This is a genomic window from Bradyrhizobium sp. F1.13.3 (assembly GCF_040548265.1).
In the GTDB taxonomy this organism is placed as follows: Bacteria; Pseudomonadota; Alphaproteobacteria; order Rhizobiales; family Xanthobacteraceae; genus Bradyrhizobium.
On record NZ_JBEPRI010000003.1, the window covers coordinates 476,157 to 502,178 of the forward strand.

General features: G+C 64.3%; 28 protein-coding genes. 10 read left to right on the forward strand and 18 right to left on the reverse strand.

From position 1 onward, the window contains the following. The first annotated feature begins 3 nt into the window (after nt 1–3). Nucleotides 4–1,329 (forward strand): LVIVD repeat-containing protein, encoded by a 1,326-nt coding sequence (locus ABIB66_RS11900; protein ID WP_354254861.1) that lies wholly within the window; start codon nt 4–6, stop codon nt 1,327–1,329. Nucleotides 1,330–1,464: 135 nt separating this feature from the next. Here ABIB66_RS11900 and ABIB66_RS11905 read toward each other — a convergent pair whose 3' ends face one another. Next, nucleotides 1,465–2,637 (reverse strand): M20 aminoacylase family protein, encoded by a 1,173-nt coding sequence (locus tag ABIB66_RS11905; RefSeq protein WP_354208512.1) that lies wholly within the window; start codon nt 2,635–2,637, stop codon nt 1,465–1,467. A gap of 107 nt (nt 2,638–2,744) precedes the next feature. Next, a complete protein-coding gene (purB, locus tag ABIB66_RS11910) occupies nt 2,745–4,052 on the reverse strand; it encodes an adenylosuccinate lyase (protein ID WP_354208513.1) in 1,308 nt (435 codons plus the stop codon). Between the two features lie 565 nt (nt 4,053–4,617). Here purB and ABIB66_RS11915 point away from each other — a divergent pair. Next, complete coding sequence (locus tag ABIB66_RS11915) at nt 4,618–5,202, forward strand: TetR/AcrR family transcriptional regulator (protein ID WP_354208514.1); 585 nt, start codon at nt 4,618–4,620, stop codon at nt 5,200–5,202. Nucleotides 5,203–5,260: 58 nt separating this feature from the next. Here the strand turns inward: ABIB66_RS11915 and ABIB66_RS11920 are convergent, their stop codons facing one another. The 3 genes from ABIB66_RS11920 to ABIB66_RS11930 all read right to left on the reverse strand — a co-directional run bounded on the left by ABIB66_RS11920 (nt 5,261) and on the right by ABIB66_RS11930 (nt 7,734). Then, on the reverse strand, nt 5,261–5,563 hold the full coding sequence (locus ABIB66_RS11920) for a hypothetical protein (RefSeq protein ID WP_275170097.1): 303 nt from the start codon (nt 5,561–5,563) through the stop codon (nt 5,261–5,263). Nucleotides 5,564–5,705: 142 nt separating this feature from the next. Further along, the gene (locus tag ABIB66_RS11925) at nt 5,706–6,356 is read right to left on the reverse strand and encodes a response regulator (protein WP_085351047.1); all 651 of its coding nucleotides are present in this window, start codon (nt 6,354–6,356) and stop codon (nt 5,706–5,708) included. 7 nt (nt 6,357–6,363) lie between these two features. Continuing rightward, nucleotides 6,364–7,734, reverse strand: coding sequence for a sensor histidine kinase (locus tag ABIB66_RS11930; RefSeq protein ID WP_354208515.1), 1,371 nt, complete (start codon nt 7,732–7,734; stop codon nt 6,364–6,366). Between the two features lie 198 nt (nt 7,735–7,932). On the opposite strand from ABIB66_RS11930, the gene ABIB66_RS11935 reads away from it, so the two are divergent. The 5 genes from ABIB66_RS11935 to ABIB66_RS11955 all read left to right on the forward strand — a co-directional run bounded on the left by ABIB66_RS11935 (nt 7,933) and on the right by ABIB66_RS11955 (nt 12,302). Next, nucleotides 7,933–8,733, forward strand: coding sequence for a MotA/TolQ/ExbB proton channel family protein (locus ABIB66_RS11935; protein WP_354208516.1), 801 nt, complete (start codon nt 7,933–7,935; stop codon nt 8,731–8,733). Then, entirely contained in the window at nt 8,730–9,416 is a 687-nt protein-coding gene (locus tag ABIB66_RS11940; protein ID WP_354208517.1) for a DUF2135 domain-containing protein, read from the forward strand. The genes ABIB66_RS11935 and ABIB66_RS11940 overlap by 4 nt, the downstream gene beginning before the upstream one ends. Continuing rightward, on the forward strand, nt 9,409–10,014 hold the full coding sequence (locus ABIB66_RS11945; protein WP_354208518.1) for a hypothetical protein: 606 nt from the start codon (nt 9,409–9,411) through the stop codon (nt 10,012–10,014). The genes ABIB66_RS11940 and ABIB66_RS11945 overlap by 8 nt, the downstream gene beginning before the upstream one ends. Before the next feature lie 116 nt (nt 10,015–10,130). Continuing rightward, entirely contained in the window at nt 10,131–10,871 is a 741-nt protein-coding gene (locus ABIB66_RS11950) for a metallophosphoesterase family protein (RefSeq protein WP_275170102.1), read from the forward strand. Between the two features lie 6 nt (nt 10,872–10,877). After that, nucleotides 10,878–12,302 (forward strand): protein kinase domain-containing protein, encoded by a 1,425-nt coding sequence (locus ABIB66_RS11955; protein WP_354208519.1) that lies wholly within the window; start codon nt 10,878–10,880, stop codon nt 12,300–12,302. Nucleotides 12,303–12,327: 25 nt separating this feature from the next. On the opposite strand, the gene ABIB66_RS11960 is transcribed toward ABIB66_RS11955, so the two are convergent. From ABIB66_RS11960 to rpe, 4 genes are all read right to left on the reverse strand, one after another. After that, the gene (locus ABIB66_RS11960) at nt 12,328–12,519 is read right to left on the reverse strand and encodes a hypothetical protein (RefSeq protein WP_007602380.1); all 192 of its coding nucleotides are present in this window, start codon (nt 12,517–12,519) and stop codon (nt 12,328–12,330) included. Nucleotides 12,520–12,541: 22 nt separating this feature from the next. Next, nucleotides 12,542–12,718 carry a hypothetical protein gene (locus ABIB66_RS11965; protein ID WP_354208520.1) on the reverse strand — a complete coding sequence of 59 codons (177 nt, stop codon included), beginning with the start codon at nt 12,716–12,718 and terminating at the stop codon, nt 12,542–12,544. A 4-nt stretch (nt 12,719–12,722) separates the two neighbouring features. Beyond that, on the reverse strand, nt 12,723–12,863 hold the full coding sequence (locus ABIB66_RS11970; protein WP_007602382.1) for a hypothetical protein: 141 nt from the start codon (nt 12,861–12,863) through the stop codon (nt 12,723–12,725). 148 nt (nt 12,864–13,011) lie between these two features. Next, a complete protein-coding gene (gene rpe, locus ABIB66_RS11975) occupies nt 13,012–13,713 on the reverse strand; it encodes a ribulose-phosphate 3-epimerase (RefSeq protein ID WP_354128092.1) in 702 nt (233 codons plus the stop codon). Nucleotides 13,714–13,964: 251 nt separating this feature from the next. Here rpe and ABIB66_RS11980 point away from each other — a divergent pair, with 251 nt between their 5' ends. Beyond that, a complete protein-coding gene (locus ABIB66_RS11980) occupies nt 13,965–14,759 on the forward strand; it encodes an EF-hand domain-containing protein (RefSeq protein ID WP_354208521.1) in 795 nt (264 codons plus the stop codon). Nucleotides 14,760–14,771: 12 nt separating this feature from the next. On the opposite strand, the gene ABIB66_RS11985 is transcribed toward ABIB66_RS11980, so the two are convergent. Genes ABIB66_RS11985 through ABIB66_RS11995 form a run of 3 tightly spaced genes read right to left on the reverse strand, consistent with a single transcriptional unit; the run spans nt 14,772 to nt 18,899 of the window. Next, nucleotides 14,772–14,984: a KTSC domain-containing protein gene (locus ABIB66_RS11985; RefSeq protein ID WP_354208522.1), complete on the reverse strand. Its 213-nt coding sequence runs from the start codon at nt 14,982–14,984 to the stop codon at nt 14,772–14,774. A 50-nt stretch (nt 14,985–15,034) separates the two neighbouring features. Further along, complete coding sequence (locus ABIB66_RS11990; RefSeq protein WP_354208523.1) at nt 15,035–16,030, reverse strand: P1 family peptidase; 996 nt, start codon at nt 16,028–16,030, stop codon at nt 15,035–15,037. A 58-nt stretch (nt 16,031–16,088) separates the two neighbouring features. Further along, entirely contained in the window at nt 16,089–18,899 is a 2,811-nt protein-coding gene (locus tag ABIB66_RS11995; protein WP_354208524.1) for a PAS domain S-box protein, read from the reverse strand. 240 nt (nt 18,900–19,139) lie between these two features. Between ABIB66_RS11995 and ABIB66_RS12000 the strand changes: the two genes are divergently transcribed. After that, on the forward strand, nt 19,140–19,526 hold the full coding sequence (locus tag ABIB66_RS12000; protein ID WP_354208525.1) for a response regulator: 387 nt from the start codon (nt 19,140–19,142) through the stop codon (nt 19,524–19,526). An 84-nt stretch (nt 19,527–19,610) separates the two neighbouring features. Here ABIB66_RS12000 and ABIB66_RS12005 read toward each other — a convergent pair whose 3' ends face one another. The 5 genes from ABIB66_RS12005 to ABIB66_RS12025 form a co-directional block, all read right to left on the reverse strand. Beyond that, nucleotides 19,611–20,729 carry a branched-chain amino acid ABC transporter substrate-binding protein gene (locus ABIB66_RS12005; RefSeq protein ID WP_275170111.1) on the reverse strand — a complete coding sequence of 373 codons (1,119 nt, stop codon included), beginning with the start codon at nt 20,727–20,729 and terminating at the stop codon, nt 19,611–19,613. A 159-nt stretch (nt 20,730–20,888) separates the two neighbouring features. Next, nucleotides 20,889–21,629 carry an ABC transporter ATP-binding protein gene (locus ABIB66_RS12010; protein WP_354208526.1) on the reverse strand — a complete coding sequence of 247 codons (741 nt, stop codon included), beginning with the start codon at nt 21,627–21,629 and terminating at the stop codon, nt 20,889–20,891. Further along, nucleotides 21,626–22,459, reverse strand: a complete 834-nt coding sequence (locus tag ABIB66_RS12015; protein ID WP_275170113.1) for an ABC transporter ATP-binding protein — start codon at nt 22,457–22,459, stop codon at nt 21,626–21,628. The genes ABIB66_RS12010 and ABIB66_RS12015 overlap by 4 nt, the downstream gene beginning before the upstream one ends. Then, nucleotides 22,456–23,775, reverse strand: coding sequence for a high-affinity branched-chain amino acid ABC transporter permease LivM (gene livM, locus ABIB66_RS12020; protein ID WP_354208527.1), 1,320 nt, complete (start codon nt 23,773–23,775; stop codon nt 22,456–22,458). The genes ABIB66_RS12015 and livM overlap by 4 nt, the downstream gene beginning before the upstream one ends. Nucleotides 23,776–23,784: 9 nt before the next feature. Next, a complete protein-coding gene (locus tag ABIB66_RS12025; RefSeq protein ID WP_354208528.1) occupies nt 23,785–24,702 on the reverse strand; it encodes an ABC transporter permease subunit in 918 nt (305 codons plus the stop codon). 346 nt (nt 24,703–25,048) lie between these two features. Here ABIB66_RS12025 and ABIB66_RS12030 point away from each other — a divergent pair, with 346 nt between their 5' ends. Further along, a complete protein-coding gene (locus ABIB66_RS12030) occupies nt 25,049–25,585 on the forward strand; it encodes a hypothetical protein (RefSeq protein WP_007602413.1) in 537 nt (178 codons plus the stop codon). On the opposite strand, the gene ABIB66_RS12035 is transcribed toward ABIB66_RS12030, so the two are convergent. Continuing rightward, on the reverse strand, nt 25,547–25,939 hold the full coding sequence (locus ABIB66_RS12035; RefSeq protein WP_027567707.1) for a carboxymuconolactone decarboxylase family protein: 393 nt from the start codon (nt 25,937–25,939) through the stop codon (nt 25,547–25,549). The genes ABIB66_RS12030 and ABIB66_RS12035 overlap by 39 nt on opposite strands. Nucleotides 25,940–26,022: the final 83 nt, after the last annotated feature.

Sequence of the window (26,022 nt, forward strand, 5' to 3'; positions counted from 1 at the left end):
CCGATGCCACAACTCTCTCGCCGCCGCCACCTTCAGCAATTGTCGGCCGTGTTCGGATCCGCGGCGCTGGCCGGGTGGTCAAGGCCGGCATCGGCTTCGGAGGCAGACATTCCTCCCGAGGGCATCGGCAAGGGCATCAAGCACATCTCCTATAGCGACATCGGCGGACGGCCCGACAGCGTGCAGGTGATGTTCAACCGGCAGCACGTCTATGTCGGGCACATGTTCAGCGACGGCGTGACGATCCTGGACGCATCCGATCCGCGTGCGCTGAAGCCGGTCAATTTCTTCACCGCAGGACAATACACCCGCACCCACCATTTGCAGGTGGCGGAAGATTTGCTGCTGCTTGCGAACGGCGCCAACATCGTCGCGCTGCAGTCCTACGACAACATGCGCGGCTATTTCGAGAACACGCTGGTCGACAGCATCACCAAGGCAAAGAAATTCCGCTGTGGGCTGTCGATCCACGACATATCCAAGCCGAACGAGATGCGCGAGATCGCTTTTCTCGAAATGCCCGGCTTCGGCATCAACCGGCTGTGGTGGCCAGGCGGCCGCTATGCTTATGTGTCGGCACATCTCGACGGGTTTACCGATCACATCCTTTGCGTGGTCGATCTCAAGACCATCACGAAACCGGAGATCGTCGCGAAATGGTGGCTGCCGGGCATGAACCGCGCGGCTGGCGAGCCGGCGACGCCAAAGGGCAAGCGCTTTGCGCTCCATCACATGATCACGGCGGGTGATCGCGGCTATGCTGCCTGGCGCGATGGCGGCTTCACCATTCATGACATCAGCGATCCCACCAATCCAAAGCTGCTGTCCCACATCAACTGGTCACCGCCCTTCGCCCGCGGCACGCATACACCGCTGCCGCTGCCCAAGCGACAGCTCGCAATCGTCGCGGACGAAGCCAATGCGGATCAGTGCGCCAAAGGCCTGTTCCATACATTCGTTCTCGACGTGCGGGCGCCTGGAAACCCGGTGCCGATCGCAACCCTGCCGACCCCGCGCGAACGCGATTTCTGCTCGAACGGTACCTTCGGACCGCATAATCTGCACGAGAATCGCCCGGGCTCGTTCCAGAGCGAGGAGACGATCTTCGCGACCTACAACAATGCCGGCGTCAGGGTGTTCGACATCAGGGACGCCTTCGCACCGAAGGAGATCGCGTATTGGGTGCCGCCGCCACCGAAAAAGCTCATCGACCCCCGCCCGAAGGTCGCGCTCGCAGCCAAGACCTGCGACGCCTATGTCCGGCCGGACGGGCTGATGTTCGTCTCCGACTGGAACGCCGGCATGCACGTGCTGCAATATCAGGGATGAGCGGAGAAGTGCGTAGGGTGGGTTAGTCCTGCAGATGCGCAAAGCGCATCTGCTCGGCGTAACCCACCTCTTCTGTTTCCGTGGACAGAGACGGCGGTGGGTTACGCCTTCGGCTAACCCACCCTACGAATCCGACTAACCCGCCGGCATCCGCGTCTCCACCAGACGCGCCCAATACGATGCGCCGTGGCCGAGGATGTTGTCGTTGAAGATGTAGGCCGGGTGGTGGCACTCGTTGCCGTCGCCCATGCCGACCAGGATCATCGCGCCGGGGCGCGCTTCCAGCATGAATGAAAAGTCTTCGGCGCCCATCATGGGAATGAACTTGTCGTTGACGCGCTCGGCACCGACGATGTCGCGGGCGACGTCGGCGGCAAGACCGGCCTCGCGGGCATGGTTCATCGTCACCGGATACATCCGCGTGTATTTGGTCTCCGCCGAACCGCCATAGGCGCGCGCAACGCTGTCGGCGACCTCGCCGATACGGCGCTCGACGAGATCGCGCACTTCAGGGTCGAGCGTGCGCACGGTGCCGCCGAGCTCGGCGATCTCCGGGATGATGTTGAAGGCCGTGCCGGAGTGGAATTGCGTGATCGAGATGACGGCGGATTTCAGCGGATCGACGTTGCGCGCGACGATCGATTGCAGCGCGTTGACGATCTGCGCGCCGATCAGCACGCTGTCGATGGACTTGTGCGGACCCGCGCCGGCATGGCCGCCCTTGCCGTGGACCGTGATCTGAATGTTGTCGGAGGAGGCGAGCATCGCGCCTGGCGTGGTCGCGAAATGCCCTTCTGGCAGGCCCGGCATGTTGTGCATGCCATAGACCTCCTGGATGTTCCAGCGCGTCATCAGCCCGTCCTCGACCATCGCCTTGCCGCCGCCGCCGCCTTCTTCCGCAGGCTGAAAGATCACGACCGCGGTGCCGTCGAAGTTGCGCGTCTCGGCGAGATATTTGGCGGCGCCGAGCAGCATGGCGGTGTGGCCGTCATGGCCGCAGGCGTGCATCTTGCCGGGGACCTTGGAGGCGTAGGCGACGCCCGAGGTCTCCATGATCGGCAGCGCGTCCATGTCGGCGCGCAGGCCAATGGTCTTGCCCGAGGCGGATTTGCGGCCGCGGATCACACCGACGACACCGGTGCGGCCGATGCCCGTCACCACCTCGTCGCAGCCGAACTCGCGCAAGCGGTCGGCAACGATGCCGGCGGTGCGGTGGACGTCGTATTGCAGCTCCGGGTTCTCGTGGAAGTCATGGCGCCAGGCGGCCATTTCGTCGGAGAGGGCGGCAACGCGGTTGACGATGGGCATGGAGGCTCCGTCTCTGTTGTTGTTGCCGGATGAGCGAAGGGCCATCCGGGATCTTTTGTGAGAGAAGTCCCAGGTATCGCTGCGCTCACCCGGGCTACGAATGACGTTCAGCTTTCGCCGAACACGCGCTTGAAGATCGTGTCGACGTGCTTGAAGTGATAGCCGAGGTCGAACTGCTCCTCGATCTCGGCGTCGGTGAGATACTTCTTCACTTCAGCGTCCTTCTTCAGGAGCTGGAGGAAGTCGCCTTCGCCGCGCCAGACCGGCATGGCGTTGCGCTGCACGAGCTTGTAGGCGTCCTCGCGGCTCGCGCCCTTCTGGGTCAGCGCCAGCAGAACACGCTGCGAATGCACGAGGCCGCCGAGGCGGTCGAGGTTCTTCTGCATGTTGGCGGGATACACCAGCAGCTTGTCGATCAGGCCGGCGAGGCGGACCAGCGCAAAGTCGAGCGTCACGGTCGCATCGGGGCCCATCATGCGCTCGGCGGATGAGTGCGAGATGTCGCGCTCGTGCCAGAGCACGACGTTCTCCAGCGCCGGCGTCACATAGGCGCGCACCATGCGCGACAGGCCGGTGAGGTTTTCCGAGAGCACCGGATTGCGCTTGTGCGGCATCGCGGACGAACCCTTCTGCCCTTCGGAGAAGAACTCCTCGGCTTCCAGCACTTCGGTGCGCTGCATGTGGCGGACCTCCACCGCGAAACGCTCGACCGAGGCGGCGATCACGCCGAGCGTCGAGAAATACATCGCGTGGCGGTCGCGGGGGATGACCTGCGTCGAGATCGGCTCGGGGACGAGGCCCATGGCCTTTGCAACATGCTGTTCGACGCGCGGATCGATCTGGGCAAAAGTGCCGACCGCACCGGAGATGGCGCAGGTCGCGACTTCCTTCCGCGCCGCGACCAGGCGCTCCCTAGCGCGCGAGAATTCCGCATAGGCATAGGCGAGCTTGAGGCCGAAGGTCACGGGTTCGGCGTGGATGCCGTGGCTGCGGCCGATGGTCGGCGTCATCTTGTGCTCGAAGGCGCGCTTCTTCAGCGCAGCCAGCACCTTGTCGAGGTCGGCGAGCAGCAGGTCGGCGGCGCGGGTGAGCTGGACGTTGAGGCAGGTGTCGAGCACGTCTGAGGAGGTCATGCCCTGGTGCACGAAACGCGCCTCGGGGCCGACGATCTCGGCGAGGTGGGTGAGGAAGGCGATGACGTCGTGCTTGGTCTCGCGCTCGATCTCGTCGATGCGGGCGACGTCGAAGGTGGCGTTCCTGGCCTTGGCCCAGACCGTTTTGGCGGCGTCCTTGGGGATAGTCCCAAGCTCGGCGAGGGCGTCCGCCGCGTGCGCCTCGATCTCGAACCAGATCTTGAACCGGGTCTGGGGCTCCCAGATCGAGGCCATTTCCGGGCGGGTATAGCGGGGGATCATTGGACTGCTCCAGGAAGGTGGGCGGGCGACCCACGAGGGGCGACCTGCCAGAATGTTTTTTACGCCGTGATTTAGCAGAGGGGAGAGGGCGAAACAAACGGCGGCGACAAGGTAGCGGGGGATGTTGGGCTGGGCGGTGATCGGCCCGGCCACCCCGGGCGATGGGTGGCCCACGCCGAGGGGGGGGCAGATATTAACTGTCAATCACGGACTGACAGATATTGAAATCTGTCAGCGAGACGTGTATATCCGTTCTCAGACGCTCCGATTGGGCGTCTGGCGGCATCCCGGGAGCCCGACGTCCCAGACAGATGGGGATTGAGGGTCGCAATCGAACAACGGGGACCGCCAATTGATTGGAGACTTACGACAATGACGACCGAAATCATCAATTTGACCGGGACGATTGGGCATTGGCTCAATTTACTGGTGGCGCGCCAGATCGCGGCGCAGGCTGCAAAACTGCCTCATTAAGGCGAGAGCTTTCCGAAACGACCGGCACGGGCGCTTCGGAAGCAGCTCCGTCGCCGGGTAACTGAGCCCTCAACGGGAACATGGTGCTGGCATGAACGAAGCCGTTATCTTGACGCCGGAGCGGATCCTCGAAGTGACCGAGGACGTGCTGCGGCGTTACGGACTCGCCAAGGCCACCGTGGTCGACGTGGCCCGTGCGCTCGATGTGAGCCACGGCAGCGTCTACCGCCATTTTCCGAGCAAGGCCTCCCTGCGCGAGGCCGTCGCCAAACGCTGGCTGGACCGCATCGACGCGCCGTTACGCCAGCTGGCCGAAGAGCAGGGCCCGGCTCCGGCGCGGCTCGACCGCTGGCTGCGCACCCTGTTCGCCGCCAAGCGTTCGCGCGTGCTCGACGACCCCGAGATGTTCGACACCTATCTGACTCTGGCGCGCGAGGCGTGTGCAGCCGTCAAGTGTCACAAGGACACCATGATCGACCAGATTGCGGCGATCCTGACCGATGGCGTGAAGCAGGGCGTGTTCGAGGTGGGCGACGTCAAGACCACCGCACGCGCCATCTTCGATGCCACCGTCCGCTTCCACCATCCGGCCCACGCCGACGAATGGAAGGACGCCGATCTCTCGGCGCGTGTCGATGCGACGCTGGCGCTGCTATTGCGCGGGCTGAAGGCGTAGGCCGAACACCTCCACGCCGTCCCAAAGCCGTTCGATAGCCAGCATTGGCGCCGCTTAATTATCCTTCGACCTTGTGGGCGAGCGCACCATCGCGGAGCGAACGCGGATGGTGGGCCTTTTTCCGCCCACGAAGGGCGGTACCCGCCAACGGCACGACCGGCGGGCTTTCCGGATACGCATTGACTTCGATTTCGACCAGGTCCTTCGCCCGCTTTCGAAGCCTGTAGAATGCAAGCTCTTGCTCGAGCATGGGGCAGTGGAATCGAATCGTTGCTGTGTCTGGCAAGCGACAGAGTTCATCGATGAGCTCGCCGACAGTGATGAGCGCGGGATAGGTAGCTTCGCGGATAGCCTTACTCATGGCGGAACTCCTTCACTCCAGTACTAACCAGAGTTCGACGGCCTCCGTTCCAATCCGCATCGCAAGGCGGTCGAAATATCCTTGGATATGCCCGCATACGGAGGAGGGTTCTGGGCTCCTACCTCCAAGGAGGGGCGAGCATCTAGATTTTAGTCAGTCCACAACTGGCCGCCAACCGCACAAGCTGCGCATCCGTGCGCGCGCCGGTCTTGGTCTTGATCAGGTAGTGATAGTTCTGCACTGTCTTGACGCTGAGATTGAGATGCGCAGCGATCTGTTCGGTCGTGGCGCCGCCGGCGAACTGGCGCAGGATCTCGATCTCGCGTTCGCCCAGCTGATCCAGCGCAGAGCCCGCCGACAGGCTGTCCTCGGCCAGGATGTGCGCGATGTCGTCGCTCATGGCGCGTTCGCCGCGCGCAACGCTCCGGATCGCGGACACGACCGCGGACGGCTCGCTGCTCTTGGTGACGAAGCCGCTGGCACCGGCACTGAAAGCTGCCTTCACCAGCACGGCCTCGTTGTGCATGGTGAAAACGAGGATCCGCGCCCGCGGGCTGCGCGCGCGGATGTTGCGGATGGCTTCCAGCCCGCTCGCGCCCGGCATCGAGATATCAAGTACGACGACATCAGGATCGCGCGCCTTGAAGGCGCTGTAGGCATCCGCGGCGTTGTCGGCTTCCGCCACGACATGCAGATCGCCCTGGCTTTCCAGCACGCGCCGATAGCCTTGCCGTACGATCGGATGATCGTCGACCAGCAGCACGGAGATGCCTGTTGCCGTAATCTCGTTCATCCCGTCCTCACGCGGCGAGCGGGATGGTGGCGGCGACGCTGAGTCCGGCATGGGCGGGCAGGATCGACAATGATCCACCGGCCGCCGCGAGCCGTTCGCGGATGCCGGTGAGGCCGAAGCCGGCCGACTGCTCAACGCGTGCCGCGTCGCCGCCGCCATCGTCCTCGATACGGATCAGCAACGCATCGTCGTCGCCCGCGCGTCGCTCGACGCTGAGCGAAATCTCGCGTGCCGCGCCGTGGCGCAACGCGTTGGTCAGGCATTCCTGCGCGACGCGATAGGCGGTGGTCGCGGCCGGGCCGCTGATGTCGGTGAAGTCGCCCTTGAGATCGAGCTGGATCGTCGGCCGCGCGGAGCTCTGCGAGCGCCAGCTATCCACCAGATTCACAAGGCTCGCCTCCAGCCCAAGCTCGGCGGGCAGGGGATTGCGCAGGCGCTTCAGCGCGTCGCGCAGCGAGGCCATCAGATGATGCGTGGCCTGCGAGATCATCCGCGCGTCCTGCACGATGTCGTTGCGCTTGTCTTCTTTCGTGCTCGCCGTCTCGATGGTGTTGGCGAAGGCGAGGATGGCCGAGAGATTTTGTCCGAACTCGTCGTGCAGCTCGCGGGCGAGCGCGCGGCGTTCGTCGTCGCGGATCTCGATCAGGCGCCGCGTCAGCGCCGCGCGCTGCTCGGTCGCTTCCTCCAGCCGCCGGCCGAGCTCGTCGACGGCGCTGCCGATCATCGCCAGCTCCATCGAGCGGAAGCGCGGCAGTTTCGTGCGATACTGACCGCGCGCCATGCGCTGCAAGGCGGTCACGATCGTGCGCGCCGGCGCCAGCGCATGCGCGATCGCGAGCGAAGCCAGCAGCGCGATCGCCGCCGCCATCAAAAGCGCGACGTCGATTACGTTGAGGATGTATTCCCAAGCGAGCGAGATGGCAGCTGCGGCATCCGGCGTCGCGACCACCGTTCCGGCGGTCGCCGCGCGGGGACTGACCGGCCGTATCACCTCCGCATGGCTGCCAAGGAAGGTCGGCACAATTGACGCGAACCAGCGCGGAGGCGTCTTGCCGAGCCCCTCGCTCTGGCCGCAGAGCGGCTTCTCGAATGCGATAGCGGGTTGGAACTCCACGCAGACGCCGGGTGAGATCAGCTTCATCGTCTCCAGCGTGCGCCACTCCGGAACCGGCAGGAGCTGCTCGCGTGTTCTGCTGCTACGCAACAGGAATTCGTGCCAATACAGGGCCTGAAGCGCCTGGGCGACCCGCTGCGCCGAGGCCGCAGTCGCCCGGTCGACGCTGCGATAGGCGTCGAACGTCGCCCAGATGGTCGCCGCGCCAAGGCAGAGGGCGACGATGAGAAACAGACGGGCGACAAGCTGAAGCACAAGGCGCATGCGATCACCCCAAAGTTTGGTAAGGTCAGCCTAACAACGCCGCCGCGCCTTGCCAATTGCGAGGCACGGCAAGATGGCAGCTCGGGCAAATTTCCCAAGCCGGATTGGGCATGGCTCTTTGGACCGGGCGCGGCGGCTTTGATCTAATGGGCAGGAAATCGCGGCAGGCCAATCTTTAGAGGCCAGGAGCAGTGCAGCATGAGTTCGATGACGATTGGGCCGATCGCGGGGCCTGCTGCCGACCCATCCGAGCGCAGCGCGCTCCTGTTCTGGATGATCTTCACCGGGCTTTCGATCTTCGCCGTCGTGCTGCTGTGGCGGTTCGGCCTGATCCGTCTGATGCTGACCTCGGACCGGACCTACATTTCCAGCGTGATCGCACTGCTCTATGTGCTCACCTGCGGCCACTGCTTCCTGCGAACGCGGGCCATTGCCCGTGAGGGCGCGGCGGCCCGGCGCTGCCGGGCGGCGCTCGCGGCACCCGACGGCAGCAAAGTGCTCGATGCGAGCGCGACCGCATTGCCGCGCGGGCTGGTCCGCGACCATATCGACAGCCTTGTGACAAAGGCCGCCGCGCAGGACTACCGTCCGGTGGACCAGACGCTATTGCTGCGGACGCTTGCCGACCGGCTGCGCGGCTCCAATGGCTTCGGGGCCTTCGTCTCGGATACGCTGATGAAGCTCGGCCTGCTCGGCACCATCGTCGGCTTCATCATCATGCTGGCGCCGATCGCGGGGCTGGATGCCGCCGACAAGGTCGCGATGCGATCTTCGATGGGGCTGATGAGCGACGGCATGGCGGTCGCGATGTACACGACACTGGCGGGCCTGGTCGGTTCGATCCTGGTCCGCATCCAGTATTACATGCTGGATGCCGCGACCCAGCGGGTGTTCTCGGATGCGGTGGTGCTGACCGAGACCTATGTGACGCCGGTGCTGGAGCGCAAGGGTTTTGGAATCGAGGGGTCTGGAATCAAGGGCGCCGGAAGCCAGTCATGATGGATGATTTCGGCCTCTATCCGCGCGAGGAGCCGTTCGACCCGCTGGGCGTGATGCTGTTCAAAGCCCTCCAGGTGATCGCTTTCCTGTTCTTCCTCGCACTGCTCGCCGTCTCGCCGGACGCCAAGGACGGCAAGATCGATTCCAAGGCCGAGTTCATGATCACGCTGGACTGGCCGGACAGCCATCCCGACGATCTCGATCTGTTCGTGCAGGATCCCGTGGGCAATATCGCCTGGTATCGCCACCGCGAGGCCGGCTTCCTCACGCTCGACCGCGACGATCGCGGCGGAGCCAACGACTTCATCGTGGTCAACGGCAAGAAGATTGCCTCGCCGATCCGCGAGGAGATCGTCACCGTGCGCGGCATCGTCCCCGGCGAATACACCGTCAACGTCTCACATTTCGTGGCCACGACCGGCGAACCCGTCACGGCCAATGTGAAGGTGCAGAAGCTCAATCCGACGGCGCAAGTGGTCTTCGACAACAAGTTCACCCTCGACCACACCGGCGACGAGAAGACCGCGGTGCGGTTCCGGCTCGATGCCGAAGGCAAGGTCGTCAATGTGGATCAGCGGCCGAAATCGCTGTTGGAGACTTTTCGCAGCAATTGGCGCAACGGCGCCGATCTTGACCCGAACACCGGCGTGAGCAAGAACGCCGTGAGGGTGCGCCGTGACTAGCTTGCAGACGGTCATCCTCACGCTATCGATAGCCTATGCCGTCATCGGCGCGCTGCTGCTGGTCGTGCTGGTCTATGCGCGGCTGCACTGGTCGATCAAGGCCGTCGCGGTGATCGTGACCAGCGCGTTCTATGTCGTCAGCTTCACCGAGATGCGCGGGCTGCTCGGCTGGGCGAGCGCCGATCGGCTGCCGGTGAGCTTCAAGCTGCTGAAGGCCCGTATCGTCGAGCCGCATTCGCTGGAGGGCGATCCCGGCTCGATCTATCTCTGGGTCGAGCAGCTCGACGAGGACAATCGCCCGAGCGGCATACCGCGCGCCTTTCGTGTGCCCTACAATGACCGGCTGGCCGACAAGACCCACGCGGCGGAGAACGAGATCGCGCTGGGACATCCGCAAGGCGGCCGGGCCGCCGATTTCGGCGGCGGCGATGGCAGCCTCATCGACATGGTCCGGGAATATGTGACGCCTAAGACCATCATGGAGACGAGTGGCGGAGACTCCTCGACCGGCGAGTTCAGCGCTCCGCAGGCCGGCGCGCAGGGCGCCGTGTTCACCCCGATTCCGCCGCCCCGGATGCCGCCGAAGGACGAGCAATAGGCTCTTCACCATCGCGACAGGGCAGCGCTGGCAAACCGCGCGCCGCTGGCGCATGTTCTTGACCTCCCTCAATTTGGCCTCATCGGCTCCCAATAAGGTTCGAGGGTGGAGGGTGCGTGCTTCTCGCTGTTTTCTCGGATATCCACGGCAACCGGCAGGCGTTCGAGGCGTGCCTGAAAGTCGCGCGGGCGCGTGGCGCCGAGCGCTTCATCTTGCTTGGCGACTTCGTCGGCTATGGCGCCGATCCGGAATGGGTGGTGGATACCGCGATGGAGCTGGTTGCCCAGGGCGCCGTCGCCGTGCGCGGGAATCATGACCAGGCAGTGAATTCCTCGGCCGAGACCATGAATGCCGAGGCGCAAATCGCGATCGAATGGACCCGCGGCCGGCTCGACACCGCGCAGCGGCGGTTCCTGGCGGAATTGCCGATGCTGGTGGAGGACGGCGATCGCCTGTTCGTGCATTCGGAAGCCTCCAGTCCCCGAAGCTGGCACTATGTCCGATCGACGGCGGACGCCGCCAAAAGCCTGATCGCGACGCCAGCTCATGTCACGTTCTGCGGCCACATCCACCGCCCGGCGATCTACTCGATGTCGGTGACGGCGAAGATGTCGGGACTCGTGCCTAAGACCGACGTCTCCGTGCCTTTGCTGCGCGGGCGGCAATGGCTTGCTGTGCTTGGCTCGGTCGGCCAGCCGCGCGATAACGATCCATCCGCGGCTTTCGCGCTGTTCGACACGGTCTCGTGTCTGATCACCTATTGCCGCGCGCCCTACGATGTCGAGACGGCCGCAAGCCGGATCCGCGAGAACGGCCTGCCGCATTGGCTCGCCGACCGACTGTCGCAGGGACGCTAGAGGCCGATGCCGAAACCCCTCGTCAAATCGGGCGCAGAGATCGACGGCTACACGATCGGCGAATGCGTCCATGCCGGCGGCATGGCGACGCTGTGGACGGTCACCCATCCCGGCATCGACGTGCCGCTGCTGATGAAGATTCCGCGGGTATCGGAGGGCGAGGACCCCGCGGCGATCGTCTCCTTCGAAATGGAGATGATGATCCTGCCGCGGCTGGCCGGGCCGCACGTACCCTCATGTTTCGGCACCGGCGATTTCGCCCACCAGGCCTATGTCGTGATCGAGCGCATCTCCGGGACCACGCTCTACAAGCGGCTGCCCGACCTGCCGCTGCCGTATGACGAGGCGCGGCAGCTCGTCGCCAGGATCGCGACGGGGCTCGCGGATTTGCATCGGCAGAACGTGATCCATCACGACATCAAGCCGAGCAGCATCATGTTCCGCGAGAGCGGCGAGGCGGTGCTGATCGACTACGGCTTGTCGCATCACAACCATCTGCCGGACCTGTTGCAGGAGGAATTCCGCCTGCCTTACGGTACTGCGCCCTATATGGCGCCGGAACGGCTGTCAGGGGTGCGAGACGATCCGCGCAGCGATCTGTTCTCGCTCGGCGTGCTGCTCTATTTCTTCACGACCGGCGAGCGGCCGTTCGGTGAGGGCGAGACTCTGCGTGCGATGCGGCGCCGGCTGTGGCGCGATCCGCACCCGCCGCGCTCGCTTCGCGCCGACTATCCGCCCTGGCTCCAGGAAGTGGTGCTGCGATGCCTCGAGATCGAGCCGGTGCGGCGCTATCCGACGGCGTCCCAGCTCGCCTTCGATCTCACCCACCCGGACCAGGTCAGGCTCACCACACGCTCGGAGCGGATGAAGCGCGATCCGCTAAGCGTCGCTTGGCGGCGCCGCTTCAACCAGGGCGTCATGCAGCCGCGCGCGAAATCGGATGTCGCAGCCCAGATCGCATCAAGCCCGATCCTCGCGGTCGCGCTCGACACCGTGGAAGGCGCCCCCGAGCTGAACGAAGCGTTGCGCGTCACCACCGAGCGCATTCTCGCCACGCTGCCGTCGGCGCGGCTCGCCTGTCTCAACGTGCTGAAGCTCAACCGCATCGCGATCGACAGGACGCTGGATGAGCAGGGCTCCAACAAGCATATCGACCGATTGGTGGCGCTCAGGCACTGGGCCACGCCGCTCAAGCTGGATGAAAGCCGGCTGTCGGCTCATGTGCTGGAAGCCGTCGATCCGGCCGCGGCCATCCTGGAGTTTTGCGAGATCAACCACGTCGACCACATCATTATCGGCGCGCGGCAGGGCTCGTTCAGGCGCACGCTGCTCGGCAGCGTTTCGGCCAAGGTGGCCTCGGAAGCGGCCTGCACCGTCACCGTGGTACGACCGCCGCGAATGGCTGCGGATGCGGGCGAGGTGGCCGGATAGGGCCGCGCTCCAAATCCTGGAAGGTTCAGGCCGCGTGAGCGGTATGGACGGAACGTTTGCGACGGATCGGCCAGGAGAATTGCGGGCCGGGCTCGCCGTGATCCGCGCTGCCGCCGAAGAACTGGATGATCTCGCGGCAGGGCTCGCAATTGAACAGGTTGCGCGACGCGGATGCCTTGGTCATTTCCTTCAGGCAGTTCGGGCAATGCGGCTTCATGAGCTTGGTCCAGAAAAAGAATTCAATGCCGGCGCGGTGACCGGAGCGGGTGATCCGGGTCCGTCTCGGGCCCGGTGTCGTCGCGCATCTCGCCTTCGGTGCGTTCGAGCCGACCGAAGAAAAAATCGAGGTCAGGATGCGGGCGCCGCGGGATGCGGCACCGGCGCTTCGGCTGACGTTTCACGAGCGCGATCTGCATGGGGTCAGGCCCGATACCAGTCGCGACGGGCGATGCGGGTCGAGCGAGCCGAGACCTTCACCGGTCCGGCCGATGGACCAAACACAACAAACGCACAAAAACCAAGCCACAACGCCACGCCAGTCCAAACCAGGGTCGTCGTCATGATGTGCTCCCGCGAAACAGGCAAGAATCACTAGCGGTGATTTGCGCGAATCAGGGAAGCCCGGAGGAGTACGGATTAAGGTTGCAAATTTAGGCATTGCGCGCCGCAACACCCGTAGAAGCCCACGTCTGCGGAGCTGTGCGGGCCCTCAGATCGCCTCGCCGCGTGCACCCGCGGCAGCGTTGCGGATCGCGGCGATGTTGGTCTTGTAGGCGTCCTGCGTGCCGCCCCTGAACACGGACGTGCCGGCGACGAAGGCATTGGCCCCGGCCGCAGCCAGCGGACCTGCGACGTCGGCGCCGACGCCGCCATCGACCTCGATGTCGATCGGGCGGCCCGCTGTCATTGCGCGGATGTCGCGGATCTTGCCGATCGCGGAGGGGATGAAGGCCTGGCCGCCGAAGCCGGGATTGACCGACATCACCAGCACGAGGTCGACCAGGTCCAGGACGTATTCGAGCGCGCTGATCGGCGTGCCCGGATTGAGCGAAACGCCGGCCTTCTTGCCAAGCGCGCGGATCGCCTGGAGCGAGCGGTGCAGATGGGGACCGGCCTCGGCATGCACGGTGATGTGGTCGCAGCCGGCTTTCGCGAAGGCCTCCAGATAGGGGTCGCAGGGCGAGATCATCAGATGCGCGTCGAAGATCTTCTTGGTGTGCGGGCGCATCGCCTTGATGACGTCGGGGCCATACGAGATGTTGGGAACGAAGTGCCCGTCCATGACGTCGAGATGGATCCAGTCGGCTCCCGCGGCGTCCACGGCGCGCACCTCCTCGCCGAGCCTGGAGAAATCCGAGGCCAGGATCGAGGGCGCGATTGCTAGGGGGCGGGGAGCGAAGGCTTGGGTCATGGTGGTTTCCCGTGGCGGCCGTGAAAGATGGACTCGCCTAACATGGGCCTCTCAGCCGGGCAATGCAGGGGCGGCGTGCTTCCTGTGGGCGGAAATTTCTGCCGCGACCGGCACGAATTGCCGGTGTTCCCGGGCCGTGCAAAGCGCGGTGAAAGCGGATTTCATTGAGCTTTTTGCGCTGGCACGGCGCTTGCTGACTTCACCTGAACAGAACATTGGCCGCGGCATGCCGCATCGGTTGGAGTTGTGCAATGTTGTTCGCTCTTGGGGCCGTATCGAGCGCGCTCGACGCGATCCAGTCGCTGACGAATTCGAAATCGTCCTCGTCGACGCAGAAGACGGGGTCCTCGCAAAAGCCGGCGACCAATCCGTTCGCGATCGACAGCGGCAGCAACAGCACGACCGGCGCGACCTCGCCGGTCAATGCGGGCAGAACCCCGCAGATCTCGCCGGAGACGATGAACGCGCTGTTCGCCGCGCAGAGCCAATCCTCGGAGAGTACGAGCAGCACAGCCAGCTCGACCTCGTCGAGCTCGACGTCCTCGTCCTCGACGCGCCGCGACGCCGCCTTGAAGGATCTGTTCTCGCAGATCGATGGGGACGGCGACGGCAAGATCACCAAGTCGGAATTCGAGAATGCGCTCGGCGCCGGCGGCACCAACCTCGCGCAGGCCGACGACGTTTTCTCGAAGCTGGATTCGAATACCGACGGCAGCGTCAGCCTCGATGAGATGTCGAAGGCACTGAAGAGCGGTCATCGCGGCCACCATCACGCGCAAGGTGCGGGCGATGCGTCCGGCAGCGGTTCGGATTCCTCCTCGCGATCCACCGGCGGCTCCACCTCGACCTCGACGACGGGCGCCGACGGCTCGACCACCACCACCGTCACCTACGCCGACGGCTTCAAGATGTCGACGACGGTCCCGGGCGCCTCCAGCTCGCGTAATTCAGCCTACGATCTGTTCGCACAGTTGATGCAGCGGCAAGGCGGGCAGGGACAAGGCGCCTCAGCGACTGTCGGTTCATCGATGTCGATGAGCGTGTAGCCCCGCTCACGGCTAACCGGCATATTCGTGAGTGATGTCACGAAAGACATACCGATCACGGATTTCGTGGTTGAAGAACGTACCCTTTGAGCGCGCATTCCTGAACGCCGCGGCGACCTCGGGCGGAACGTCCTCGTAGACATAGAGGCGTCCGCTGACGAAAGTCACCTTCAGTTCGCGCGTGTCGGGTGCATAGCGGAAAAAGCGGATCACGGAAGACGGCATGGCGGTGCACCTTGGCCCGTCAGGGTAACGCTGTGCCCGCCGTTTCGTTTCTAGCCAAACCGATCCTTCCACGCCGGCATCGCGCCGGCAAACGGCAGGGCCGTCGCATTGTAGACGCCGCGAGCGATCGCGCGTGCGACCACATTGGCTGCGACCGTGCCGAGTTCGGTAAGCCCGACCAGCGGTTCGATCGGCTTTTCGCCCGTTGCGGCGGCGAACAGCACGTCGCCGTCGGTCGGGGCATGCACCGGATAGATCGCACGGGCAAACCCGGTATGCGCGATCATCGCAAGCCGCTTGGCCTGTGCCTTGGTCAGCGTGGCATCGGTGACGACGAGGCCGATCGTGGTGTTCTCACGCGCGCTCGCTGCGGGGCCGCCCTTGATGCGCATCGCCAGCATGTCCGGCGTGAACGCGGACGGCAGACCGCGCCCGCCGAACTCGCCGTTCTCCTCGAATGGCGCGGCCCAGAACCAAGGCCCTTCGCCAACGGTCGTGCTGCCGACCGCGTTGACGACCATGATCGCTGCGACCTTGACGCCGTTGGCCAGGACCGCGGAGGCCGAGCCCAGTCCACCCTTGAAGGTCGCGGTGGTGGCACCAAGGCCGGCGCCGACGCTGCCCAGCGCGAAATCGTCGCTGGCGGCCAATGCTGCGGCGTAGCCGAGATCGCGATAGGGCGCGAAGCGTCCCCAGGCCTTGTCGCCACCGTTGAGCAGGTCGAAAACGATCGCGCCCGGCACGATCGGAATCACAGCCTCGCGAATCCGCAAGCCGCGGCCTTGTTCGGCGAGCCAGGCCTGGATGCCGCCGCCGGCGTCGATTCCAAAGGCGGAGCCGCCGGACAGCGCAATGGCGTCAACGCGATCGACGGTGCTGGCGAGGTCGAGCAACGCATCTTCGCGCGTACCGGGTCCGCCGCCGCGAACATCGATGGCCGCAACCGCGGGGGCGTCGAAGATGATCGCGGTCGTGCCAGTGGCGATTTTCGCATCTTCGGCGTGGCCGACGCGGACGCCGGCGATATCGGTGAGAAGGTTTTTCAAGGCGGCTCCGCGGGCTGAAAGGCGTTCGCTTCAGCGATATCGTAGGGATGCCGCACGCTCAACCCGCGAGCGCGGTCCTCAGCATCTTGGCGAGCTCGGACTTGCGGTAGGGCTTTGCCAGCAGCAGCACGCCGGAATCGAGCCGCCCGTGATGGACGATGGCGTTCTCCGTGTAGCCCGAAGTGAACAGCGTCTTCAAATCGGGGCGGCGGCGAGCCGCCTCATCGGCGAGCTGGCGGCCGTTCATGTTACCCGGCATGATGACGTCCGTGAACAGCAGGTCGATGTCCTTGTCGGCGTCGATGATGACGAGGGCCTCGGCCGCGTTGCCGGCTTCGAGTGCGGCATAGCCGAGGCTCTTGATCTGGGTCACGACATATTGGCGCACCAGCGCGTCGTCCTCGACGATCAGGATCTTCTCGTCGCCGCCGGTGACGGGCGCGTTCTGGAGCGCCTCGAATTCGGTCTCCTGCACGCCGCTCGAGCGCGGCAGGTAGATCTTCACGCTCGTGCCGTGGCCTTCCTCGCTGTAGATCTTGATGTGTCCGCCGGACTGCTTGACGAAGCCGAACACCATGCTGAGCCCGAGGCCGGTGCCCTTGCCGACCTCCTTGGTGGTGAAGAAGGGATCGAACACCCGGTCGATCAACTCCGGCGGGATTCCGGAGCCGGTGTCGCTGACGGCGATCATGACGTAATTGCCGGCCATCACGTCGGGATTCATGCTGGCATAGCCGTCGTCGAGGAAGATGTTGCGGGTTTCCAGCACCAGCGTGCCACCGTCGGGCATCGCATCGCGCGCGTTCAGCGCGAGATTGAGGATCGCGGTGGAAAGCTGGCCCGGGTCAATCAGTGCCGGCCACGCATCCTCGGTGAGTTGCGGCATGATGGTGATCTGCTCGCCGAGCGTGGGATGCAGGAGCTTTGCGGCCTCGAGCGTCAATGCGTTGACGTCGATTTCGCGCGGCTGGAGCGGCTGCTTGCGGGCGAAGGCGAGCAGATGCTTGGTCAGTTGCGCGCCGCGCTCGGCGGCGTCGTCGATCAGCTTGGTGATGGCGGCGAGCTCGGGACGGTCAGCGACGGCGTCCGCCAAAATGCCGATCGTGCCGGTGATGACGGTCAGCACATTGTTGAAGTCGTGCGCGACGCCGCCGGTCAATTGACCGATGGAATCCATCTTCTGGACGTGCCTGAACTGCGCCTCGGCGGCCTGCTTCTCGGTGAGGTCGCGGCCGATGAAGAAATGGCGCTTGACCGGCTCGGACCAGGTGCCCATCCAGTTCAGCGTGACCTCGTGACCGTCGTAGTGGTAGTAGCGCGCCTCGAAGCTGCGCTTGACCGCGCCGCGCCGCGCCGCGCGCATCTCGTCGCGCGTCTTCTGGAGGTCATCGGGATGAATGAACTCGGTCGCGCTGTGTCCGATCATGTCCTCCGGACTCAGGCCGAGAATGGTCTTCACGCTCGGGCTGACCTGGATGAAATTGCCAAAACCGTCGGTAACCAGGATCAGGTCCTGCGAGGTCTCAAAGATCCGCTGCCGCTCCTCGACCTCGCGGCGCAGTTTTTCCCGTGCCTGCTTCTCTTCCGTGATGTCGTGGGCGATCTTGGAAGCGCCGATGATCTGTCCGTTGGCTGATTTGAGCGGAGAAACATTCAGGACGACGTCGACCCGCCGGCCGTCCTTCCGGATCCGGACCGTCTCGTGCTGAGCGATCGTTTCGTTGCCGCCGACCCGGTTCAGGATGCCCCTGACCTCGGCCTTGCGATCCTCAGGCACGATGATGTCGATCGGTTGGCCGACGGCCTCCCCGGCGGCATAGCCGAACAGCTGTTCGGCGGCCTTGTTCCAGCCCGTGATGACACCGTCGAGCGTCTTCGTGATGATGGCATCATTGGCGGATTCGACGACGGCGCCGTACAGGGCAAGGCGCTTGCCATAATAGTCGCGATCCAATGCCGACTGCTGCCGCAGCCTGCCGACGAGACCCAGCGTATGCGCCTGAAGGCGGACATTTTCGATCAAAAGCACCGCGAGCACGAAGGTCGCCGCGCAGAGGCCGTAGAGGCGGCCAGCGTAGAAGCCGAGATCGAAGCGCGCGACGTTGACGATCGCCGACAGCGCGATGTCGAACAGCCATGCGCACATCACCACCATGAGCCAGACATCGATGACCGAATGCGGACGGCGGAACCACAGCGAGACCAGCGCTGCGAAGCTCAAGGACCAGACAAAGGACACCACGCCGATCATGATCTGCGTGTAACGGCCATCGCGCAGCAGGACCGGAAGCAGCCCGTGCTGGGCAGTGACGATCCAGGTCAAGACGATCATGACCGCGACGACGCCGACCACGCTGGCGCAGATCGCCTTGCTTGTCGAGCCCGCGATCCGGGCGCCGCCGTCGGCCTCCTTGAGCCAGGCATAGGCCAGCACGCAGAGCGGGAAGCCGCCGTGCCAGATCATGTAGAGCCAGACCGTGGTCTGCTGGTTTGCCCCCAGCAGCCCGGTCTGCGAAAAAAGTCCGGGGAAGGTGAGGGCATGGACCACGGCCGCGGCGGCGGTGAACAGATAGCCCGTCGCGAGCACGAGCAGCGCGCGGGTCCTGAGCACCGCAAACTGCGACAACAGCAGGACCGCGGTGACGATGTCCGCGACGACGAGGGCGGATTGATAGCTCGCGACGAAGGCTGGCACAGGCAGCAGCGGGATACCTGCAAAGGGCACGGCCACTGCGAACAGGATCGAGGAGACGCCGACGATCGCCAATGCTGCGCTGCGGTCTTTCGGGGTGGCCGGCAACGTCGAAAGGAATGTGTTCCGATCGGTTGTCGCGGACACGTGCAGCTCTCGCAGATCGGTCTTGAGCATTTTTGCCAATCTCATTTGGCCCAATCTATTTCCGCCCATGGTAGCGGGTTCTGGGCACGCATCATGACAAAACCCACTGCGACTCAACCGAAGGTTACAGCTTACTTAATTTTATGGGGAACGCGCACGGGGGATTGGGTAAGATGCGCTTTACTGGACGGTGCCATAATGCTCTCCCGCCGCTACGGGTTCCAGGTTTGAATCAGGCATTTTGATTTCAGGATCCGGGAGTTGTTCCCTATGCCCCGCGTTCTCATCATCGACGACCAGAAGGACGTCCGTGCGATGGTCGCGATCGTGCTGCGCGTCAACCGTTATGACGTCGTTGAGGCCGATAGCGGCGCAGCCGGGGTGAAAGCCTTCACCGAGGCCTGCTTCGACGCGGCAATCGTGGACATTTTCCTCGGCGATACCAACGGCGTCGAGGTCATCGCAACCCTGCGCGAGCTTGCACCGAGCCTCCCGGTCGTTGCCGTGTCGGGGATGACGGCGCTGGATTTCATGGAACAATCACCCCACCTCGCCAACGTGGTCTGCCTGCAAAAGCCGTTTCGGCCGAACGATCTTCTTCAAGCACTACGGAAGGCCCAAGCCGCGGCTGACAGCGCGCTGCCTGCAGCCGTCTGACCCTGCCGCAGGAAGAAACGCCCCGGGGCAAGCCGGGGCGCGATGATGATTGGACGAGGCCTTCAGGCCCCCCGGCACGCGTGCTTAGGTGCCGTTGCCGCTGATCGCGGCGTAGCCGCCCTTGGCGTCCCATTTGTAGACGACGTAGTCGAGCTGCTTGATGTCGCCCTTGGCGTCATACTCGATTGGCCCGATCACGGTGTCCCACTTGCCGGCCTTGATGGCCGCCATGACCTTCTTGGCGTCGGTGGTCCCGGCCTTCTTGGCCGCCTGCGACCAGACCTGCATCGCCGCGTAGGTGTAGAGCGTGTAGCCTTCAGGGTCGATGTTCTTGGCCTTGAAGGCCTCGACGATCTTCTTCGCGGTCGGCTTGTTGCGCGGATCGGGGCCGAAGGTGAACAGCGTACCTTCGCCGGCCGGGCCGGTGATGGAGGCATATTCCTTGTCGGCGAGGGCGTCGCCGGCCATCAGCACGGTCTTGAGGCCCTGGTCGCGCATCTGGCGCAGGATCAGGCCGCTCTCCTGATGGTAGCCTCCGACATAAACGAGATCGATGTTGTCGCGCTTCAGCCGCGAGACGATCGCGTTGAAGTCCTTGTCGCCCTTGTTGTAGGACTCGTACATCTTCTCGGTGACGCCAGCCTTGTTGAGCGCCTTCTTGGTCTCGTCCGCAAGACCCTTGCCGTAGGTGGTCTTGTCGTTGAGGATGGCGATATTCTTGCCCTTGTAGTTCTTCGCGATGTACTGGGCGGCGACCAGGCCCTGCTGGTCGTCGCGGCCGCAGACACGCGCTACGTTCCACAATCCGCTATCGGTGAACTTCGGATTGGTGGAGGCGGGAGTAATCTGGAGCACGTTGCCGTCAGCATAGGCTTCCGACGCGGGGATCGACGACGACGAGCAATAATGCCCGGCCACGAACGGGATTTTCGCGCCGGCGATCTTCTCGGCGATCGAGCGCGCCTGCTTCGGATCGCAGGCGTCGTCTTCGACGGACAGCGCGAGCTTCTTGCCATTGAGGCCGCCGGCGGCGTTGATGTCGGCGACGGCCATCTCGGCGCCGTTCTTCATCTGGCGGCCGAAGGCGGACTCGCCGCCGGTCATCGGACCTGCGACTGCGACGGTGACATCCTGCGCGAATGTCGCGCTCGACAGCGCGATCGATGCGCCGAATGCCAGACCGATGAGCTTCAGTGATTTCATGAGATACCTCGAGGGTGGTCGCCTGTGGAAGTTACCGGGCATGCCCGGTTCAAACCGGCGCCATTCTTGAATGAATTTGAGGAGAAGTCACCGGCAAAATACGGGCATTGGCAGAGATATCTCGCCTCATTCGGCCGCACGGGTTCGCTTTCGGGCGCCTCAACCGTGCCGGCCGCCTTCCAGGTAGGCGGCGCGAATCTCGGGGCGCTGCAACAACTCGGCACCGGTCCCGGCCAACGTGATCAGGCCATTGACCATGACATAACCACGATGGGCGAGTTTGAGCGCATGGTTGGCGTTCTGCTCGACGATCAGCACGGTCAGGCCGTCCTGCCGGTTCAGAGTGCGGATCGCATCGAAAATCTGGCGCGCGATCAGCGGCGCCAGACCGAGCGAGGGTTCGTCGAGCAGGAGCAGCCGAGGACGGCTCATCAAGGCGCGGCCGATGGCCAGCATCTGCTGCTCGCCGCCGGACAGGGTTCCGCCGCGCTGGGCGTAGCGTTCCTTCAGCCGCGGAAACAGCGCGAACACGCGTTCTAGCGTCGCCTCGCGTTCGGCGTCGGTGCATTCGGTGGCGTCCGCGCCCATCTGGAGATTTTCCGCCACGCTCATGCGCGGGAAGATGCGGCGGCCCTCCGGCGATTGCGCGATGCGCAAATGCGCGATCTCGTGGGTGGGCACTTCGGTGATGTCGCGGCCTTCGTACAGGATCTGGCCGGCGCGGGCGCGCGGCTTGCCGAAGATCGTCATCATCAGCGTCGACTTGCCGGCACCGTTGGCACCGATCAGCGCCACGATCTCGCCGGCAGTGATCTCGAGGTCGACGCCTTTCAGCGCTTCGATCTTGCCGTAGGCGGCGCGAAGGCCGCGGATCGCGAGCAGGGCAGTGGGCGACGTCACGACCCGCTCTCCATCACGGCCGCCGCCTCTTCCTCATCTGTGCCGAGATAGGCGGCGATCACCTTTGGATCGTCGCGAACCTCGCGCGGGGAGCCTTCAGAGATCTTCACCCCGTGGTCCATCACCACGATATGGTCGGAGATCTCCATCACGACAGACATGTCGTGCTCGATCAGCAGGATCGAGGTGCCGAGCTCGTTGCGGATCGACAGCAGCAACTCGCTCAGGGCGGCACTCTCGCGCGCATTGAGGCCGGCGGCGGGCTCGTCCAGGCACAAGAGCGCGGGCTCGGTGCACATCGCGCGTGCGATCTCGAGCCGTCGCTGGTCGCCATAGGCAAAATTACCGGCGGCATCGTCGGCGCGATCGAGCAAATTGACCCGCTTGAGCCAGTCGGTGGCGAGATCGATCGCGCGCTTCTCGGCGTCGCGGTAGACGGGCGCGCCAACGAGCCCGAGCAAGGTAAAGCCGGAGGCGCGCATCAGCGCGTTGTGCTGCGCCACCATCAGGTTTTCCAGCGCGGTCATGCCGGGAAACAGGCGGATGTTCTGGAAGGTGCGGGCGACCTTGGCCTGCTTGGCGATGCGGAAATCGTTCAGCCGCTCCAGCGCGATCACCTTGCCATCGTCATGGCTGAGGCGGATGGCGCCGCCGCTCGGCTTGTAGAATCCGGTGATGCAGTTGAACACCGTCGTCTTACCGGCGCCGTTGGGTCCGATCAGCGCGGTGATCTTCTTCCGCTCGGCAGCAAACGACAGGTCCTGCACCGCGACGATGCCGCCGAAGCGCATGGTGAGCCGGTCGACCTCGAGAATCTGGTCGCGGCTCATCCGTGCCCCTCCTTGACGAGTTCGGATGAGATCGCGTGTGCCTTGGTCAGATACACGGTCGGCGCGCGATGGCCGATCAGGCCGCGCGGCCGCCAGATCATGATCAGCACCATGGCCATGCCGAACACCAGCATGCGATAGCTCTCGAGGCTCCGGAATAGCTCGAAACCGCCGATCATGGCGAGCGCTGCGAGCGCGACACCAAGCTGCGAGCCCATGCCGCCGAGTACGACGATGGCGAGTACCAGTGCCGATTCCTGGAAGGTGAAGGATTCCGGGCTGATGAAGCCCTGGCGTGTCGCGAAGAACGCGCCGGCAAAGCCGCCGAACATCGCACCGGTCGCGAATGCCGTGAGCTTGGTCGTCGTGGTGTTGATGCCGAGCGCGCGGCAGGCGACCTCGTCCTCGCGCAGGGCTTCCCAGGCGCGGCCGATCGGCAGGCGGCGCAACCGGATCGTCACCCAGTTGGTGAGCAGCGCGAGCGCCAGGATCAGGTAGAACAGGAAGACGATGCGGTGGGTCGGCGAATATTCGATACCGAGCCTGGCGGCGAGCCCGTTGTCGCTGTTGTCGAGCGGGATGCCGAAGAAGGAGGGGCGGGGAATGCTGGAGACGCCGTTGGGACCGCCGGTCAGATCCTGCCAATTGATGATGACGAGGCGGATGATCTCGCCGAAGGCGAGCGTCACGATGGCGAGGTAATCGCCGCGCAGGCGCAGCACGGGAAAGCCGAGCAGCACGCCCCAGAATGCGGCGAGGACGCCCGCTAGCGGCAGGCAGATCCAGAACGACCAACCGAAATTGGTCGCGAGCAGCGCGTAAGAATAGGCGCCGACTGCATAGAAGGCGACGTAGCCGAGATCGAGCAGGCCGGCGAGGCCAACCACGACGTTCAGCCCCCAGCCCAGCATCACATAGGTGAGCACGAGGATGGCGAGATCGAGGATGTAGCGCTGGTCATAGAAGATCACGGGCACCAGCAGCGTGAAGATCAGGAGCGCCGGTGCGAGGTAGCGGCCGAGGAACGACATTCCGCTCTGCACCGCCGGCGGCACCAGCTTCTCGGCGCCGGTCGGACCGATCCATTGCTTGAGCAGCTCGAGCACGATCGAGCCGCCGAATACCGCGGCGACGAGGGAGGCGACCTCGCCGAAGCGCGTCCAATAGGTGAGCTGGCCGTCTGAACCGGCTTCGGTGCGGACGCCGACCATCAGCGAGAACAGCACCAGCGCGATCAGCGCGTTGAAGCCGGCGGTCTTCAGGAGAGCGGGGATGCCCGATGCAGCTTTGGCCGTATTGATCGAGGGTGTGTTCACGCGCGACCGTCAGACTTTTTCGACTTCGGGACGGCCGAGCAGGCCGGTCGGCATGAAGATCAGCACGACGATCAGGATCGAGAACGCGGCGACGTCCTTGTATTCGACCGAGAAATAGGCCGACCAGAACGTCTCGATCAGACCGATGGCGAGCCCCCCGAGCATGGCGCCGGGCAGCGAGCCGATGCCGCCGAGTACGGCCGCAGTGAACGCCTTGATGCCGGCGACGAAGCCCATGAAGAAATCGACCAGGCCGTAATAGAGCAGGTACATCAGGCCGGCCACTGCGGCGAGCGCAGCGCCGATCACGAAGGTCATGGAGATGGTGCGGTCGACGTTGACGCCGAGCAGCGCCGCCATGGTCTGGTCCTGCTCGCAGGCGCGCATGTCGCGCCCGAGCCGGGTGCGCGACACCAGCCAGGTGAAGATCGCCAGCAACACGATGGTGGTGATGACCACCACGATCTGGATGTTGGAGAGCTGGATGACGAAGCCATCGGCGCTCTCGTGCAGCGTATAGCCGCCGGTGATCACTGGCGGCACTGGCTTCACCCGCGCGCCTTGCGCCACCTGCGAATAGTTGGTCAGCACGAACGACATGCCGATCGCCGACAGCATCGGAGCGAGGCGGAAGGAGTGCCGCAGCGGACGGTAGGCAATGCGCTCGATGGTCCAGCCATACAGCGCTGTGACCGCCATCGAGACCAGGATCACGATCAAAAGGATCACCGGGACCGCAGTCAGGCCGGTCGAGACCAGGAGAAGGAAGGTGATCAGGGCGATGAAGCCGCCGATCATGAAGACATCGCCATGGGCGAAGTTGATCATGCCGACGATGCCGTAGACCATCGTGTAGCCGATCGCGATCAGCCCGTAGATCGAGCCGAGCACGAGGCCGTTGATGAACTGCTGGGCGAAATAATCCATAGGCTGCCGTACCCAAATCTGACGCGGCTCAAAGGGAACTCTTCGAGAGAGAGTGCTGGTTTCTTCTCGGGCTCCGGCAGCCCTTAAGCATTCTCGTTTTGTAACAGGAGGGAACTGGCGGCTGCAACCCGGCCCCGCCGCCGCATCAAGGCTTTTACAGAGATCATTTGCCGCTCCGGTTCCCCCGGGCAATGGGCGGAACCGGTTCCGCCGGCGCCCAATTGGATGCCCGTCGGGAGGCAGTTAAGGTAAACAAAGGGTTTAAATTGCCGCCACAGTCTGATGCGAGTTAGCTCCCGGCAAGGCCTTCCACCGAAGGCGCGGGCCAAGCGAAGCGGGAAGCGGCATGTTCGGAAACTGGCGTATCGGTTCGGTCAACGGCGCACTGCTGGCGGCCTATTTCATCCCGGCCTGGACCCTCGTTGCCTTCAACATCATGGTGGCGCCGGTGCACGGCCTCTATGAGCGGCCGAGCGTCGCAGTCGCTCTTTTCCTCAGCGACCATCTCCAGATGGCGGGCATGGACACGGTGCGCGCCGCCTGGCTGCTGGCCCTGGGGCGACTGACCGTGGTGGCGTTCTTTGCGATCTACCTTGCGCTGCTCTGCATCCCCCGCATCCGCAAGAACGGCGGCAGCGACGAAGCGCTCGGCATTGCGCTTGCGATCGGCAGCCTGATCTCGTTTGCGAGCATGATCATGGCTTCGAAGGTCGGCGAGATGGCCGCGCTGCGGCTGCACGCCACTGAGCTCCTGCTCCTGCTCGGTGCCGCCATCGTGGTGGTGATCGAACGGCCCGAGGCGGCGCCCAAGATCGTTCAGAAGACCGTCGAGGCGACCCCGCCGCTAGGTCTTGAGCAGGCCGAGCTCCTGCACAATCGCTGAGGCTTCCTTGACGGCGTGGTTCGCGGCCGGCACGCCGCAATAGATCGCTTGCTGCAGCAGAATTTCCTTGATGTCGTCGGGCGTGAAGCCGCCCTCGGCGAGCGCCGCGCGCACATGCAGGCGGAATTCGTCCCATTGGCCAAGCGCAACCATGGTGCCGATCACCAGCACCCGCCGCGTTCGCTCGTCGAAATGCGGCCGCGTCCAGATCTCGCCCCAGGCGTAGCGCGTGATCATGTCCTGGAAATCGGTGTTGAATGCATTGCGACCCGCGATCGACTTGTCGACCCAGGCATTGCCCAGCACTTTTCGGCGCACGTTCATGCCGGCATCGCGGCGTTTCTGGTCGTCCATGCTGTTCTCCTCCGGATCAGTCATTCCGGGCCGCCTCGGAGAGGCGAACCCGGAATCTCGAAGTGGGTGAAATGCGGATCGAG